Source organism: Streptomyces sp. NPDC002580 (assembly GCF_042889485.1).
Lineage (GTDB): Bacteria > Actinomycetota > Actinomycetes > Streptomycetales > Streptomycetaceae > Streptomyces.
This window is the reverse complement of the sequence record NZ_JBIAQZ010000005.1, coordinates 479,422-493,632: the sequence shown is the minus strand read 5'-3', so window position 1 is coordinate 493,632 and position 14,211 is coordinate 479,422. Positions and strand designations below refer to the sequence as shown.

Genomic DNA, 14,211 nt, shown 5'->3' with positions numbered 1-14,211 from the left:
CTCCGCCTTGCGCGGACGGGCCGGGCACTCTCCGAGTTCCCGGCCCGTTCTCCGGGTACGGTGGCCGTAGAGACGACTCGAACCGGGCGGTGGCATTGTGCTGATGACGGCATTCGGCGGCCTGATGTGGCTGATCTACGCAGCCATGTTCGTGCTTGCCCTGGTGGCGCTGGTCATGGCCGCGGTCGCCCGTGAGGATGCCTACCGAGCCGCCGACAAGCAGAACAAGGTGTTCTGGCTGATCATCCTCGGCATCACGGTGGTGGTGGACCTTTGGCTGCAGATGCTGTTCCTGCAGATCGCGGGCCTGATCGCCACCATCGTCTTCTTCGTCGACGTCCGCCCCGCACTGCGCCAGGTCTCCGGCGGCGGTCGTGGCCGCCGCGGCGGAAGCAGCAGCGACGGTCCGTACGGCCCGTACAACGGCGGCCGATAGGTCCGTCCCCGCGGCGTCTCTTTCGCGCAGGTGCGCGGTGGACGGTCGGGCAGGTCCCGGGAAGGCCCAGGCCGGTCCCGGGAAGCGGCGGATGCCGCTTCCCGCGCGTCCCCCGTGGCCGCCCCCTCAGCTGCCCGTCAAGGCATCCGGTCCAGCAGCAGCACGGCCACGTCGTCCGCCAGTTCCCCGCCGTTGAGCTCGCGCACCTCGTTCACGGCCGCGCGCAGCAACTCCTCGCCCTGCAGACCCTGGGCGAGCTGACGGCGGACCATCTCCACCATGCCGTCCTGGCCCAGGCGTTCCTTGCCCACGCCGGTGTGGCCCTCGATCAGGCCGTCGGTGTAGAGCATCAGGCTCCACGCGGCACCCAGTTCCACCTGCATGCGCGGCCAGCGGGCGTTCGGGAGCAGACCGAGCGCGGGGCCGTTGTTCGCGTACGGCAGCAGTTCGGCGGGCCGGCCCGGGCGGGCGATCAGCGGCGACGGGTGACCGGCCAGGCAGAGCCCGGCGCGGCGGCCGTCCGGCGCGATGTCCACGGTGCACAGCGTCGCGAAGATCTCGTCGCTCTCGCGCTCGTGCTCCAGGACCTGCTGGAGCGTCGACAGGAGTTCGTCGCCGCACAGGCCCGCGAACGTCAGCGCGCGCCAGGCGATGCGCAGTTCCACACCGAGCGCCGCCTCGTCGGGCCCGTGCCCGCAGACGTCGCCGATCATCGCGTGCACCGTGCCGTCGGACGTGCGCACGGTGTCGTAGAAGTCGCCGCCGAGCAGCGCTCGGGAGCGGCCCGGACGGTAGCGCGCGGCGAACCGCAGCGGGGAACCCTCCAGCAGCGGGGTCGGCAGCAGACCGCGCTCCAGACGGGCGTTCTCCTGGGCCCGCAGCTTGGACTCGGTGAGCCGTCGCTCGGCCTTGTCGGAACGCTTCCGCTCCACCGCGTAGCGGATCGCCCGGCTCAGCAGCCGGCTGTCCAGTTCGTCGCGGAAGAGGTAGTCCTGGGCGCCGACGCGCACCGCCTCCGTGCCGCGCTCGGCGTCACCGGACGCGGTGAGCGCGAGGACGGCGTGTCCGGGCGCGAGCCGCAGGACGTGCTTGAGCGTCGCCAGCTCGTCGGCGCTGTCCGCCGACCGGCCCGGCGCGGGCAGCGCGAGGTCCAGCAGGATGCAGTGGACGTCGTCCGTGAGCAGCCGCTCGGCCTCGGTGAGGTTGCGGGCGGTACGGATGCGGATCGGCTTGCCGGCCGCGTCGAGCATCTCGGGCACACCGAGCGAACCCGCCGGGTCGTCCTCGATGACCAGGAGGGTCAGGTTGGTGGTGCTGGGGACCGGGGTCGTGGCGCGAGGCTCCGGTGCTGTCCCGGCGGGGCCGCCGGCGGTTTCTCCGGATGGGCCGCCGGGTGAGAACACGGCTCGAGCCTGACCACTCTCCACGGCCGGGATCGCTCTCTGCCGCGGTACGGGTACGGGCATCGTCTGGGTTCCTTCCCTCCCCCCGAGGGCGTGGTGGGCGAAGGACCTCGACCCACCGACGGGGACCATAGCGTCCGGCGGTGCCGCAACGGAATGGCGTACGGCGCGGCGTCGGGCAAAGGGCCACCGTCATATGCCGCATCCCGTAACGCATTTGGACAGGACACGCCCCTGCCAGGGATGACGAAGGTCACGTCCCCGAGGTTGCGAGCGAGGCACAACCGTGTGGTGAGTCACGTGGGGTGGGTCACGCGGGGTGGGGTGCCGTGGGGCGCGAGCGGTGGACGTGAGTGGTGACGCGCGAGCCGTGAGTCGTGACCCGCGAGCCGTGACGCGTGAGCGTCGTGCGGACCGGCGGATCCTGCCCGGGTGCGGGTGCGGGTGCGGGTGCCGGTACGAACTCGGGCTCGGGCTTGAGCTCGGCTCGGAGGGTTCGCCGCGGGTGCCCCTACGCGTCCGGCCGTACGACCCCGAGGATCTGCATCGAACCGGCTCCCGCGATCGTCACCGTCCGCCCGGGCCGTGGGGCGTGCACGACGGCACCGTCCCCGATGTACATGCCCACGTGGCTGGCGTCGTCGAAGTAGATGACCAGGTCGCCCGGGCGCATGTCCTTCACCGCGACGTGCCCGAGCTGCTTCCACTGCTCCTGCGAGGTGCGGGGGATGGGCCTGCCGGCGGACGCCCAGGCCTGGGAGGTGAGTCCCGAGCAGTCGAACGTCTTCGGGCCCTCGGCGCCCCACTCGTACGGCTTGCCGATCTGGTCGGTCGCGTACTTCACGGCCTGCTTGCCCTGTTCGGACGCCTCGCTCTTGATGTCCGCGAGGACACCGGAGCTCAGCCAGACCGACTGCGCCTGGTGCGCGGCCTCCTCCTCCAGCTTCGCCAGCCGCTCCCGTTCCTCCTTCTCCAGCTGGGACTCCAGCTTCTCGGCGTCGGAGATCCGCTTCTTGATCTTCTTCTTGGCCTCGGCCTTGTCCTCGCGGTTGGCCTCCAGCTTGCGCCACTGCGCGGAGGCGTCCTTCTCGTACTGCTCCAGGTCCTGCTGGGTGCGCGCCAGCTCGCCCAGCAGCCCCTTGGTGGCGTGCTCGCCCTGGCGCACGCTTCCCGCGTCGTCGAGGAACTGCTGCGGGTCGTCGCTCAGCCACAGCCGTGCCGCCGGCGGCAGCCCGCCGCCCCGGTACTGCGCGCGGGCCGCGGCACCCGCGCGGTCCTTCAGGTCGTCCAGCTTCGCCTGGCCCCTGACGATCTCCCGGGCCAGATCGACGATCTCGGCGGACTGCTTCGCGGCCTTCTCCTCGGCGGCGTTGTACGCGTCCGTGGCGACCGCCGCCTCGTGATAGAGCTTCTCCAGCTTCTCGCGGACCGCTTCGAGATCCTTGTTGCTCACCGGCCCGGGGGTCGCCGTCGGTGTTCCGGTCGGGGCCGGTGTCGGTGTGGGGGTCGGGCTCGCATAGGCCGGCCCTGATGTCGCCAGCACCGCGCAGAAGCACACGCAGGTCAGTGCCATGGCCGCCATGGTCAGACTCCGCTTGCCGGATCCCATTACTCCGCCCCCAGCTGATTTACCGTCAGTAACTTATGGCCGCCTCGGGGATCGTGCCATGCCGCCGCGCAATGCGACAGAGCCGGGCAAGAACTCCTTCCCCCGCCCGGGGGGCAGGGCATGAACTCCCTTCCCCCGGGCCCGCTTCGGCAAGACCGTCCCGTCCCTCCGGCTGTGTGACGTGTGACTCATCGAGATCGTTCCCCGTGGTACGCGCCTCGGTCGAGTCCCGGTCGCCCGAGCCCATGATCCCGGGCTTCCCCGTGTCGACGGCTTCGTCCGGCCCGCCTGGCCCGCCTAGACCGTCTGGCCCGTCTGGCCCGCCTAGACCGTCGGGGCCCGAGGGTCCCGGGTGGGCGGGCTCCGGGGCCCGGCGTGGGCAGGCCCGATCCGCGGCGGTGCACAGGTCCGTGCCTCGGGCGCGTCGGGTCCGCGTCCTGGTCGGATCGGGTTCGCCGTCCGGTCCCGTACGGGCCGCCGCCCCGGACCGGGACGTCCGCGGCGCCGGACCACGGCGTCCGCAGCCCCGGACCACGGCGTCCGAGGTCCTGGACCAAGACGTCCGCGTCCGGGTCCGAGACGGCCGTCACCCGGCCGCCGCCGGCCCGTCGTTGCCGGGGCCGGTCAGGTGCGGGGGGCCAACGACTCCCAGCGCACGGTCACTTCGCCCTGGCGCCAGCGGGTGATCCCGTCCGTGACCGGCCAGTCGGCCTTCAGGTCGCGGACCGTGCGTATCCAGCGCTGCCTGGCGCCGTACGCGGCATACGGCGCCGCCGCCGCCCAGGCGTGGTCGAAGTCGCGCAGGAAGGCGTGCACCGGCTCGCCCGGGACGTTGCGGTGGATGAGGGCTTTCGGCAGGCGCTCGGCCAGGTCGGACGGGCGGTCGAGGGAGCCGAGCCGGGTGGCGAAGGTGACCGTGCGCGGGCCCTCCGGGCCGAGCGCGACCCAGACGTGCCGTCGGCCGATCTCGTCGCAGGTGCCCTCGACGAGCAGTCCGCCCCGGGAGCCGTGGCCCGCCGGCGCCAGCCGTGCGCGCAGCCGCTGCCAGACCTCGGCGACCTGCTCCTCGTCGTACTGGCGGAGCACGTTCGCCGCCCGGATCAGGTGCGGCCTGCCCGGCACGGGGACCTCGAAGCCGCCGTGCCGGAAGGCGAGGCCCTCGCGTTCGTACGGTCGGGCGGCGGCGACCCGGGCCGGTTCGATCTCGATGCCGAAGACGCGGGTGCGGGGTGCGGCGGTGCGCAGGCGGGCCAGCAGCTCGACCGCGGTCCACGGCGCGGCGCCGTAGCCGAGATCGATCGCCACCGGTTCCGGCGTCCCGCGGAGCTCGGCGCCGTGGACCGCGGCGATCCAGCGGTCCATGCGGCGCAGGCGGTTGGGGTTCGTCGTCCCGCGTGTCACCGTACCCACGACGGGGGTGCTCCCGCTCGAGCGAAGCCGAGAGTGGGGGAGGGACGCTGCGCGGGTTGCCATGCGTACGAGAGTAGGCGCCGCCGACGAGCGCCGGGTGAGCCTGTGGACAACCTCCGGTCGAGCTTCAGCAGGCTGTGGAAAACCCGAGGGACGGAGAAGTAGACGCCCATCCGAGTCGAACGGTTGAGCGACTACTGGCAATGATTCGGCAAAGAGGAAATGGAGCGAGGGGCTCCGGCGTTCCACCCCCTGGAGGGCGTTACACGTCCTCCGACAGGCATGCCCGCAGCGAGGAGGAACGCCACGTGAGCCAGTACGTCAGCAGGCTCGGGCGCCGTTCCCCGGCGACACCCTCACGGCTCAGGCTGCACCGCAGGCCCCGGCGCGTGGCGATGCTCTCCGTGCACACCTCGCCCCTGCACCAGCCCGGAACGGGCGACGCGGGCGGGATGAACGTCTACATCGTGGAACTCGCCCAGCGGCTCGCCGCGATCAACATCGAGGTCGAGATCTTCACGCGGGCCACCTCCGCGGCACTCCCGCCGACCGTCGAGCTGGCCCCGGGTGTCCTCGTCCGGCACATCGACGCGGGCCCCTACGAAGGCCTCGCCAAGGAGGACCTGCCGGCCCAGCTCTGCGCGTTCACCCACGGAGTCATGCGGGCCTGGGCCGGGCACCGCCCCGGCTACTACGACCTCGTGCACTCGCACTACTGGCTGTCCGGTCACGTCGGCTGGCTGGCCGCCGAGCGCTGGGGCGCGCCCCTGGTGCACGCGATGCACACCATGGCCAAGGTCAAGAACGCGGCGCTCGCCGAGGGCGACACCCCCGAGCCCGCCGCCCGTGTCATCGGTGAGACGCAGATCGTGCGCGCCGCCGACCGCCTGATCGCGAACACCGCGGAGGAGGCGGACGAGCTCGTCCGCCACTACGAGGCCGAGACGGGCAACGTCGCCGTCGTCCACCCGGGCGTCAACCTCGACCGCTTCTGCCCCGCCGACGGCCGTGCCGCCGCCCGCGCCCGGCTGGGCCTGCCGCAGGACGCCCTCATCCCGCTCTTCGCGGGCCGCATACAGCCCCTGAAGGCCCCGGACGTGCTGCTGCGCGCGGTCGCCGTGCTCCTCGACGAGCGGCCGGAGCTGCGCGGCAGGATGGTCGTCCCCGTGGTGGGCGGTCCGAGTGGCAGCGGGCTGGCCAAGCCCGAAGGGCTCCAGAAGCTGGCCGCGCGGCTGGGGATCGCCGATGTCGTACGGTTCCGGCCGCCCGTCGGGCAGGAACAGCTCGCGGACTGGTTCCGGGCCGCGTCGGTCCTGGTGATGCCCTCGTACAGCGAGTCCTTCGGGCTGGTCGCCATCGAGGCGCAGGCGACCGGCACACCCGTGCTCGCGGCCGAGGTCGGCGGCCTGCCGGTGGCCGTCCGGCACCAGGAGACCGGTTTCCTCGTGCCCGGTCACCACCCGGCCGACTACGCGCGCGTGCTGCGCGATTTCGCCGACGACGCGACCCTCGTGTCCCGGATGGGCGCCGCCGCGGCCCGGCACGCGGAGCGCTTCGGCTGGGACACCGCCGCGGCGGCGACGGCGGACGTGTACACCGCGGCGGCGCAGGACCACCGGCGCCGGGTGCGGGCGGGCCACGCCTGACGGTTCCGGGCGCACCGGACCCGGGCCGTGGCGCCCGGGCACGCTTGCCGTCCCGTGCCGTCGGACCCGTCCCGCCGGACCCGTGTGCCGGGCACGCCTGCCATCGAGCGCTCGACCCGCGCGCCGCACGGCCGGACCCGCCTCGCCCGACATCCGCGCCGCTCCTGGCGCGACCGCACCAGGTCCGACCGGCATGTCACCCCCGCCGAGGGTCACGTACGCTCGCCTCATGGCTGACGTGGCGTCGATCATCGAGCAGGTCCTCTCCGAGGCCGAGCTGGAGTGGGAGAGTCCCAAGGCGGGCTCGTACGTGGTGAAACTGCCCGGCACCCGCAAGCTCTCGACGACGGTCTCGCTCATCGTCGGCCGCCACACGCTGTCCCTGAACGCGTTCGTGATCCGTCACCCCGACGAGAACCACGAAGCGGTCCACCGCTGGCTCCTGGAGCGCAACCTCAAGCTCTACGGCGTCGCCTACGCGGTCGACTCCCTGGGAGACGTGTACCTGGTGGGCAAGCTGCCGTTGACGGCCGTCACCCCTCAGGAGGTGGACCGTCTGCTCGGGTCCGTCCTCGAAGCCGCCGACGGCTCGTTCAACACCCTCCTGGAACTCGGTTTCGCCTCCGCGATTCGCAAGGAGTACGCCTGGCGGGTCTCCCGGGGTGAGCCGACGCGCAATCTGGACGCGTTCACGCATCTGACCCAGCGTCCCGCCAACTGACGCTCCTCCCTTACTCGTTCACGCAACGCGCGCCCCCTTCCCTGCCCGGGTTCCTACTGGCATGCTCACCGCCGACGCAGACCTGAACGTCGTTCACATCCATGAAAAGTTGAGAGTCCCATGGAAGGACGGGCGGCATGACCGACGGGCACGGGAACCACAGGCGGCACCACGGGCACCAGGGGATCACCAGACGCGCGTTGCTCGGCAGCGCCACGGCCGTGGCGGCCACCGCCGTGACCGGCGCGGCGACGGCGCCGACCGCCGCGTCGGGAGCAGCGCCCGGCGACCTCACCGCGCCGGGCGACCTTGCTCGGCCGGGTGAAGTCCCGGCGATCTGGCGCGAGTTCGTCAGGTCCCCATTCACCCACCCGCAGATCCCGTACGTCGGGAGGGCCGGCGCGCACGGGGGCGCGGCACGGCTGCCCCGTCGCCCCGTCGTGACCGACATCCGTGACCACGGTGCCGTGGCCGACGACGGCACGACGGACTGCGCCCCCGCGATCAACCGTGCCATCGCCGCCGCCGGAAGGGCCGGCGGTGGCACGGTCACCATCCCGCCCGGGACGTTCCGCATCGACGACGTCATTCGCGTCGGTCACTCGAACGTGGTCCTCCGCGGCGCCGGCAGCGGCCGTACGAAGCTGTTCGCGACCAGGAACCTCACCGAGCTGATCGGTGTCTACGGATCGCGCTACGGCGGCGACAAGTCGTCCTGGTCCTGGGCGGGCGGCCTCGTCTGGCTGGCACCCACGGCCCGTCGGGACTCCCTCGTCGCCGCCATCAGGGCGAGGGCCTGGCCTTTCGAGGGCTGGACCGGCAACGCGCGCGACACCTGGCAGACCCTCACGACGGTCGAACCCGCACGCCAGGGCTCTTGGACCGTGACCGTCGCGGACCCCTCGAAGCTGCGCCCCGGCACGCTCGTCCTGCTCCGCCTCGCCGACGACGCGGACCACACCCTCCTGGAGCACATGTCGGGCGGCGGCCCGGGCCCTCAGGCGTACTCCTGGGACGACAAGACCAAGCTGACCTCGTACCTCCCCTACGAGTGGCCCGTCCGCATCGCGCGCGTACGCGGCCGCAGGGTGACCCTGGAACGCCCCCTCCCGCTCGACGTACGCCCGGAGTGGGACCCGAGACTGACCACCCATGTGGCGGAGCTGACCGGCTCCGGAGTGGAGGGGCTGACCCTGGAGGCGGTGGAGACCCCGCAGTCCCCGCACCTGCTCGACAAGGGCTACAACGGAGTCGTCCTCCAGTGCGCGTACGACTGCTGGGTGGACGACGTCACGGTCCGCCACGTCGACAACGGCTTCGGCCTCGTCGCCGCCTCCGCCTGCACCCTGCGCCGCACCAGGGTCGCCGGACGCGGCTCCCACCACCCGTACTTCTGCCGCGAGGGCTCGCACGACAACCTGATCGAGGACTTCGGCATCGAGGAACGCACCGTCCCCGCGCCCGCCGGGACCCAGTTGCACGGCATCAACGTCGAGGGCCTGTCCTCGTACAACGTCTGGTCGCGCGGCGACATGCGGATGGGCACCTTCGACTCCCACCGGGGCCTGCCCTTCGCGAACGTCCGCACCGACATCACCGTCGACAACGACGGCCGGCACGGCGGCGACGCCTCCGCCGGGCCCCTGTTCGGCGCACGCTTCGCGCACTGGAACATCCGGGTCACCAACGGCCGGGCGGGGCTGATGAAGATCGACGGCCTGGCCCCCTGCAGCGCCACCGTCGGCGTCAACGAGGTCACCGAGTTCGACCAGACCGACGTACCCGACTTCACCGGCGACCTGCACGCCCGCCTGGAGCTGTACGGGACGACGGACGTCGTACGGCCGCGCAATCTGTACGAGGCCCAGCGCGGCCGCTGGACGACGCCTCCGGGGCGGGACGGCGTCTCCGGGCTCACGACCGTGCGTACCGGCCCGGAGTCACCCCCACCAGCCGCCTGAAATGGCGGGTGAGGTGGGACTGGTCGTAGAAGCCGGTCGCGGCGGCCACCTCGACGGGCGGCCGTCCGTCGAGCAGCAGGCGCCGGGCGCGGTCCACCCGGCGCGCCATCAGGTACTGGTGCGGGGCGATGCCGAACGCGCCGCTGAAGGCCCGGACCAGGTGGGCGGGATGGGCGTGCACGAGCCGCGCGGCCTCGTCGAGGGCGATCCCCTCGACGAGCCGTTCGTCGAGGAGCCCGCGCAGCTCGCGGGCGAGCGGCCGGTCGGCGCGCGCGGGCGCGGCGGCGGTCCGGGGACGCAGCCGGCCGCGCAGCCGCTCCGAGACCAGCGTCAGCCTGCTGTCGGCCTCCAGTTCGTCACCGGGGTGCGCGAGCGCCGTGTGCAACTGGCCGACGCGGCGCCGCAGTACGGGATCCACCAGGTCGGGCCCGTCCACGGCCGGCCCGATGAGGTCGTCGCCCAGGCGCGAACCGTCGAGGTAGAGGACCCGCTTGCGGAAACCGTGCTCGGTGGCCGGCGCGCCGTTGTGCGGGATGTGCGGCGGCAGCAGCGACACCGTGTCCCGGGGAGTGCCGTGCTCGTGCCGGTCGAGGTCGTACCGGACGGCCCCGGCGTCGACGATCAGCAGCGTCCAGGCGTCGTGCACGTGCATCGGGTACGCGTACTCCGTGTAGTGCGCGTGGAAGACCTCGACGATGCCCGGGACGCTCGGCCGCCATGCCGAGATCTCGCGCTGGGGGGCCATGCAAAGAACGTACAAGACGGGTGCGTACGCGGGTCGGCAGTCTTCTCGCATGAGCAGCATGAGCAGCGAGAGCAGCGAGAGCAGCGAGAGCAGCGCGAGCAACGGGACCAGCGGGACCAGCGGGAGTAGGGCGTCCGGCGAGAACAGCGCGACCGGCGGGAGCAGGGCGAGCGGGGTGGGTCCCTCGGCCGGTGCGCCCGTCCGGTTCGACACCAAGATCGCCGTCGTCCTGCGCGACGACCTGGAGCCCTGGCAGCGGCTCAACGTGACCGCGTTCCTCGTCAGCGGCCTGGGCACGCAGGTCCCCGAGGTGATCGGGGAACCGTACGAGGACGCCGACGGGGTCTCCTACCTGCCGATGTTCCGCCAGCCCGTGCTGGTCTTCGAGGCGTCGAAGGAGACGCTGACCGCGGCCCACGGGCGCGCTCTCTCCCGGGCGCTGCCGCGGGCGGTCTTCACGTCGGACCTGTTCGCCACGGGCAACGACCGGGACAACCGCGCGGCCGTACGGGCCGTGCCGAGCGGCGGACTGGACCTCGTGGGGATCGCGGTGTACGGACCGCGGAACGCGGTGGACAAGGTGGCGAAGGGCGCGCGGATGCATCCCTGACCTGCGGATCCATCCTCGAATCCATCCATGGCATGCGGATGGATTCCTGAAGTGCGGACGCGCTCCCGAGGTGCGGACGTACGCCTGGAGGCCGACACCGACACCGACGCCGACGCCGACGCCGACGCCGACGCCGACGCCGACGCCGACGCCGACGCCGACGCCGGGGCCGGGGCCGGGCCCAGGGCCGGGGCCGGGATGGCCTCAGGCCCGGGCCGCCTCCGTACGGGGTGCCGTGGCGACGGCCTCCGTCGCGGTGGGGCCGACCTCGGCCCCGGGAGCCCGGGACGACTCCCGTACCGGTTCCTGTACCGACTCCTCCGCAGGGAGCCGTCGCATGAGCAGCCCGTACCCGAGACCGGCGACCGTGCCGACCACCGCGCACAGCGCCCAGAGCCAGGCCGCGCCGAACCGGTCGATGACGACACCGGACATCACCGGGGCGATGAGCGCGGCGAGGGCCCAGGAGAGGGTGTACATGCCCTGGTAGCGGCCTCGGCCGTGGACGGGGGAGAGGCGGACGACGATCCCGGTCTGCGTCGGGGCGTTGACGATCTCGGCGAGGGTCCACACGCAGACGGTGAGCATGAAGACCCCCACCGATCCGGCGAAGGCGGTGAGCCCGAAGCCGTACCCGGCGAGCACGGACGAGATGACCAGGAGCCGCTTGGGATCCCGGTGTTCGATGAAACGGGTGACCGGGATCTGGAGGGCGACGATCAGGATGCCGTTGACGGCGATCGCGGTGCCGTAGTCGGCCGCGGTGAAGCCGGCCCGGCCCATGGCGACGGGCAGTCCGACGGAACCCTGCTGGAACACCAGGGCGACGAGGAACGACAGCCCGACGACGCTCATGAAGCGTCCGTCGCGCAGCACGGTCCCGAGTCCGACCGCGGGTTCCGTCTCCTTGGCGACCCGCACCGGCCTGGACTCGGGGAGCTTGGCGAAGACGACGAGCGCGCAGACGAGGGTCATGCCGGCCTCGATGAGGAAGCCCGCGAGGTAGCTGTACTCGGCGATGAAGCCGGCGCCCATCGAGGAGACGGCGAAGCCGAGGTTGATGGCCCAGTAGTTGAGGGAGAAGGCGCGGACGCGGTCCTCGGGCCGGACGATGTCGGCCATCATCGCCTGCACGGCGGGCCGGGAGGCGTTGCTGGTCATACCGACCAGGAAGGCGACCGCGGCGATGGCCACCGGGTGGTGCATGAAGCCGAGCAGCGCGACCGATGCGGCCGTCGACACCTGCGCGACGAGCAGGGTGGGCCGCCGGCCGAAGCGGTCGGTCATCACTCCGGCGGCCAGCGAGGAGACCACGCCGCCGAGGCCGTGCAGGGACGCGACCAGACCGGCGTACGAGGCGGAGTAGCCGCGGTCGAGGGTCAGGTACAGGGCCATGAAGGTGGCCACGAACGCCCCGAGCCGGTTGACCAGCGTGCTGGTCCACAGCCACCAGTACTCCCGGGGGAGCCCTGAGACGGTCTCACGGACGGCACGTCTCAGGACGGCGGCTGGCATGGATCCCCCACGGATGTAAGCGGCTCGAGCGGTGATCACAACTTACGAGCGGGCTGCCCCGGAGGGCCACTCAATTAGCAGATGCCGTCAACTGAAGGTCGGGGCGGGAGACGGGAGGCGGCGATACGGGGTCCGTGTCCGACTGATGGCCGAATGCGCGAGCGGCCGCGGGGTTCGATTACGCTCGGAGCCATGGCCGACGCACCGTACAAGCTGATCCTCCTCCGCCACGGCGAGAGCGAATGGAACGCGAAGAACCTGTTCACCGGTTGGGTGGACGTCAACCTCAACGAGAAGGGCGAGAAGGAGGCAGTCCGCGGCGGTGAGCTCCTCAAGGACGCCGGCCTGCTGCCCGACGTGGTCCACACCTCGCTCCAGAAGCGCGCGATCCGCACCGCGCAGCTGGCGCTGGAGTCCGCGGACCGCCACTGGATCCCGGTCCACCGGAGCTGGCGCCTGAACGAGCGTCACTACGGCGCCCTCCAGGGCAAGGACAAGGCCCAGACGCTCGCCGAGTTCGGCGAGGAGCAGTTCATGCTGTGGCGCCGCTCGTACGACACCCCGCCGCCGGCGCTGGACCGCGACGCCGAGTACTCCCAGTTCGACGACGCGCGCTACGCGGCGCTGCCGCCGGAGGTCCGCCCGCAGACGGAGTGCCTCAAGGACGTCGTGGTCCGCATGCTCCCGTACTGGTTCGACGGCATCGTCCCGGACCTGCTGACCGGCCGTACGGTCCTGGTCGCGGCCCACGGCAACTCGCTGCGCGCCCTGGTGAAGCACCTCGACGGCATCTCCGACGCCGACATCGCGGGCCTGAACATCCCCACCGGCATCCCCCTCTCCTATGAGCTGGACGCCGACTTCAAGCCCCTCAACCCCGGTGGCACCTACCTCGACCCGGACGCGGCAGCGGCCGCGATCGAGGCGGTCAAGAACCAGGGCAAGAAGAAGTAACGCGACACCGGCGAGCCCCCGTCCCGCGAGTTTCTCGCGGGACGGGGGCTTTTTGGCGGGGCTGGGCCGTCTGTGGGCCGTCAGTTGCTCAGTCGGGCCGTCAGACTGTGCGAGCACGCCGCCACTCGTAGGCGCCGGGTGATGTCTCGACGACCTCGCGGGGGTAGGCCTCGCGGGCCTGGGCGAGCAGGTCGCGCTGCTCGATGACCCACTTCGGTGGTGGCGCGAACAACGGGAGGGTGACAGTGACTCCTGACGACGGCCCGTCGTGCACGGACACCCAGAGCCCGCCGCTCTCGTCAGGCTTGAACTTCATCGAAGGAGTCCGCCCGGATGTGAGCCACATGGCGAACCGCCCGGACTCCAGGGTCGCCAAGGTGTCCTCCCAGTCCTCCAGGTCCTCCGGGAGAAGAGTCACCGAGAAGTTGCCTTTGACGGATTCCGTCGTGACGACGATCTCGCACTCGAGGAAGTCGTGACCGGTCAGAATTCCCGGTTGATAACGGCCCAGGATGCGCACGGAGACACTGTGTCCGCTGGTGTCGGGCCTGTCGGCCAGGTGGATCAGATTGATGACGTCATCCGTCGAGTCCATGGATTCCCTCCCCGAAGTGACCAGGTCCGAGCATCGTGCCGGACCGTCCGCGGATCTCACGGTTCGGGGTGGAGACGCTTCGGATAGACGTCTGACACGGCTCTGCTGGTCCGCTCCCGGCCGGACGGCATCAGGGACGGCCGGTATGACCGCTGCTGACCGATCCGGCTAGAGCTACGGATCAGAAGGTTCTGACATCCGCAGCCGACATCGACGACACCGGCCGGGGCGTACGCCGGCAACCCTGTCCGGCCGTCACTTCAGTCGCCGCCGGCGTCCACAGCGGGTGCGAGTCGAACTCCTGACACGGGTGTCACAGGTTCGGATCCCGCCGGAGGAGCAGACAGAAGGGCCGGTCCGGGAGGCGTTGCCTCCCGGACCGGCCCTTCGCCGTTTCGGCGCCGTGCAACTCGCGCGCCAGTACGTCTTGAGCGGCTGCCGTCAGAGGCCGTCGACGGCTTCCAGGCCAGACATGAAGCGCCTCCACTTCGTGCCGTGCTGACCATGGGAGCCGACTCGCCCGCGAGATGCATCACAAGATCGTCACGAACTGTTCGCCTGATCTTCACTTTTGCTTCACGGGGTGTGCCAATTGGCTGTTGCGGC

At 71.6% G+C, this 14,211-nt stretch carries 12 protein-coding genes; 6 read left to right on the top strand and 6 right to left on the bottom strand.

Going from position 1 to position 14,211, the window contains the following annotated elements:
* The first annotated feature begins 97 nt into the window (after window positions 1–97).
* Window positions 98–436 carry a DUF2516 family protein gene (locus tag ACFYW7_RS18900; protein ID WP_389503552.1) on the top strand — a complete coding sequence of 113 codons (339 nt, stop codon included), beginning with the start codon at window positions 98–100 and terminating at the stop codon, window positions 434–436.
* Window positions 437–573: 137 nt separating this feature from the next.
* On the opposite strand, the gene ACFYW7_RS18895 is transcribed toward ACFYW7_RS18900, so the two are convergent.
* The 3 genes from ACFYW7_RS18895 to ACFYW7_RS18885 form a co-directional block, all read right to left on the bottom strand.
* Complete coding sequence (locus tag ACFYW7_RS18895) at window positions 574–1,902, bottom strand: PP2C family protein-serine/threonine phosphatase (RefSeq protein WP_389503550.1); 1,329 nt, start codon at window positions 1,900–1,902, stop codon at window positions 574–576.
* A gap of 448 nt (window positions 1,903–2,350) precedes the next feature.
* Window positions 2,351–3,448 (bottom strand): NlpC/P60 family protein, encoded by a 1,098-nt coding sequence (locus tag ACFYW7_RS18890; protein ID WP_389503548.1) that lies wholly within the window; start codon window positions 3,446–3,448, stop codon window positions 2,351–2,353.
* A 624-nt stretch (window positions 3,449–4,072) separates the two neighbouring features.
* On the bottom strand, window positions 4,073–4,858 hold the full coding sequence (locus tag ACFYW7_RS18885) for a class I SAM-dependent methyltransferase (RefSeq protein ID WP_389503546.1): 786 nt from the start codon (window positions 4,856–4,858) through the stop codon (window positions 4,073–4,075).
* A gap of 308 nt (window positions 4,859–5,166) precedes the next feature.
* Between ACFYW7_RS18885 and mshA the strand changes: the two genes are divergently transcribed.
* The 3 genes from mshA (at window position 5,167) to ACFYW7_RS18870 (ending at window position 9,186) form a co-directional block, all read left to right on the top strand.
* Window positions 5,167–6,504, top strand: a complete 1,338-nt coding sequence (mshA, locus tag ACFYW7_RS18880; RefSeq protein ID WP_389503544.1) for a D-inositol-3-phosphate glycosyltransferase — start codon at window positions 5,167–5,169, stop codon at window positions 6,502–6,504.
* 229 nt (window positions 6,505–6,733) lie between these two features.
* Entirely contained in the window at window positions 6,734–7,225 is a 492-nt protein-coding gene (locus ACFYW7_RS18875; RefSeq protein WP_389503542.1) for a YbjN domain-containing protein, read from the top strand.
* Window positions 7,226–7,362: 137 nt separating this feature from the next.
* On the top strand, window positions 7,363–9,186 hold the full coding sequence (locus ACFYW7_RS18870) for a glycosyl hydrolase family 28-related protein (protein ID WP_389503540.1): 1,824 nt from the start codon (window positions 7,363–7,365) through the stop codon (window positions 9,184–9,186).
* On the opposite strand, the gene ACFYW7_RS18865 is transcribed toward ACFYW7_RS18870, so the two are convergent.
* A complete protein-coding gene (locus ACFYW7_RS18865; protein ID WP_389503538.1) occupies window positions 9,140–9,931 on the bottom strand; it encodes an AraC family transcriptional regulator in 792 nt (263 codons plus the stop codon). The genes ACFYW7_RS18870 and ACFYW7_RS18865 overlap by 47 nt on opposite strands.
* A gap of 175 nt (window positions 9,932–10,106) precedes the next feature.
* On the opposite strand from ACFYW7_RS18865, the gene ACFYW7_RS18860 reads away from it, so the two are divergent.
* Window positions 10,107–10,541, top strand: a complete 435-nt coding sequence (locus ACFYW7_RS18860) for a DUF2000 family protein (protein WP_389503743.1) — start codon at window positions 10,107–10,109, stop codon at window positions 10,539–10,541.
* Between the two features lie 204 nt (window positions 10,542–10,745).
* Here the strand turns inward: ACFYW7_RS18860 and ACFYW7_RS18855 are convergent, their stop codons facing one another.
* Window positions 10,746–12,056 (bottom strand): MDR family MFS transporter, encoded by a 1,311-nt coding sequence (locus ACFYW7_RS18855; RefSeq protein ID WP_389503536.1) that lies wholly within the window; start codon window positions 12,054–12,056, stop codon window positions 10,746–10,748.
* Window positions 12,057–12,248: 192 nt separating this feature from the next.
* Between ACFYW7_RS18855 and ACFYW7_RS18850 the strand changes: the two genes are divergently transcribed.
* Entirely contained in the window at window positions 12,249–13,010 is a 762-nt protein-coding gene (locus tag ACFYW7_RS18850) for a phosphoglyceromutase (protein WP_389503534.1), read from the top strand.
* 100 nt (window positions 13,011–13,110) lie between these two features.
* Here ACFYW7_RS18850 and ACFYW7_RS18845 read toward each other — a convergent pair whose 3' ends face one another.
* The gene (locus tag ACFYW7_RS18845; protein ID WP_389503532.1) at window positions 13,111–13,605 is read right to left on the bottom strand and encodes a DUF5959 family protein; all 495 of its coding nucleotides are present in this window, start codon (window positions 13,603–13,605) and stop codon (window positions 13,111–13,113) included.
* Between the last annotated feature and the right edge of the window lie 606 nt (window positions 13,606–14,211).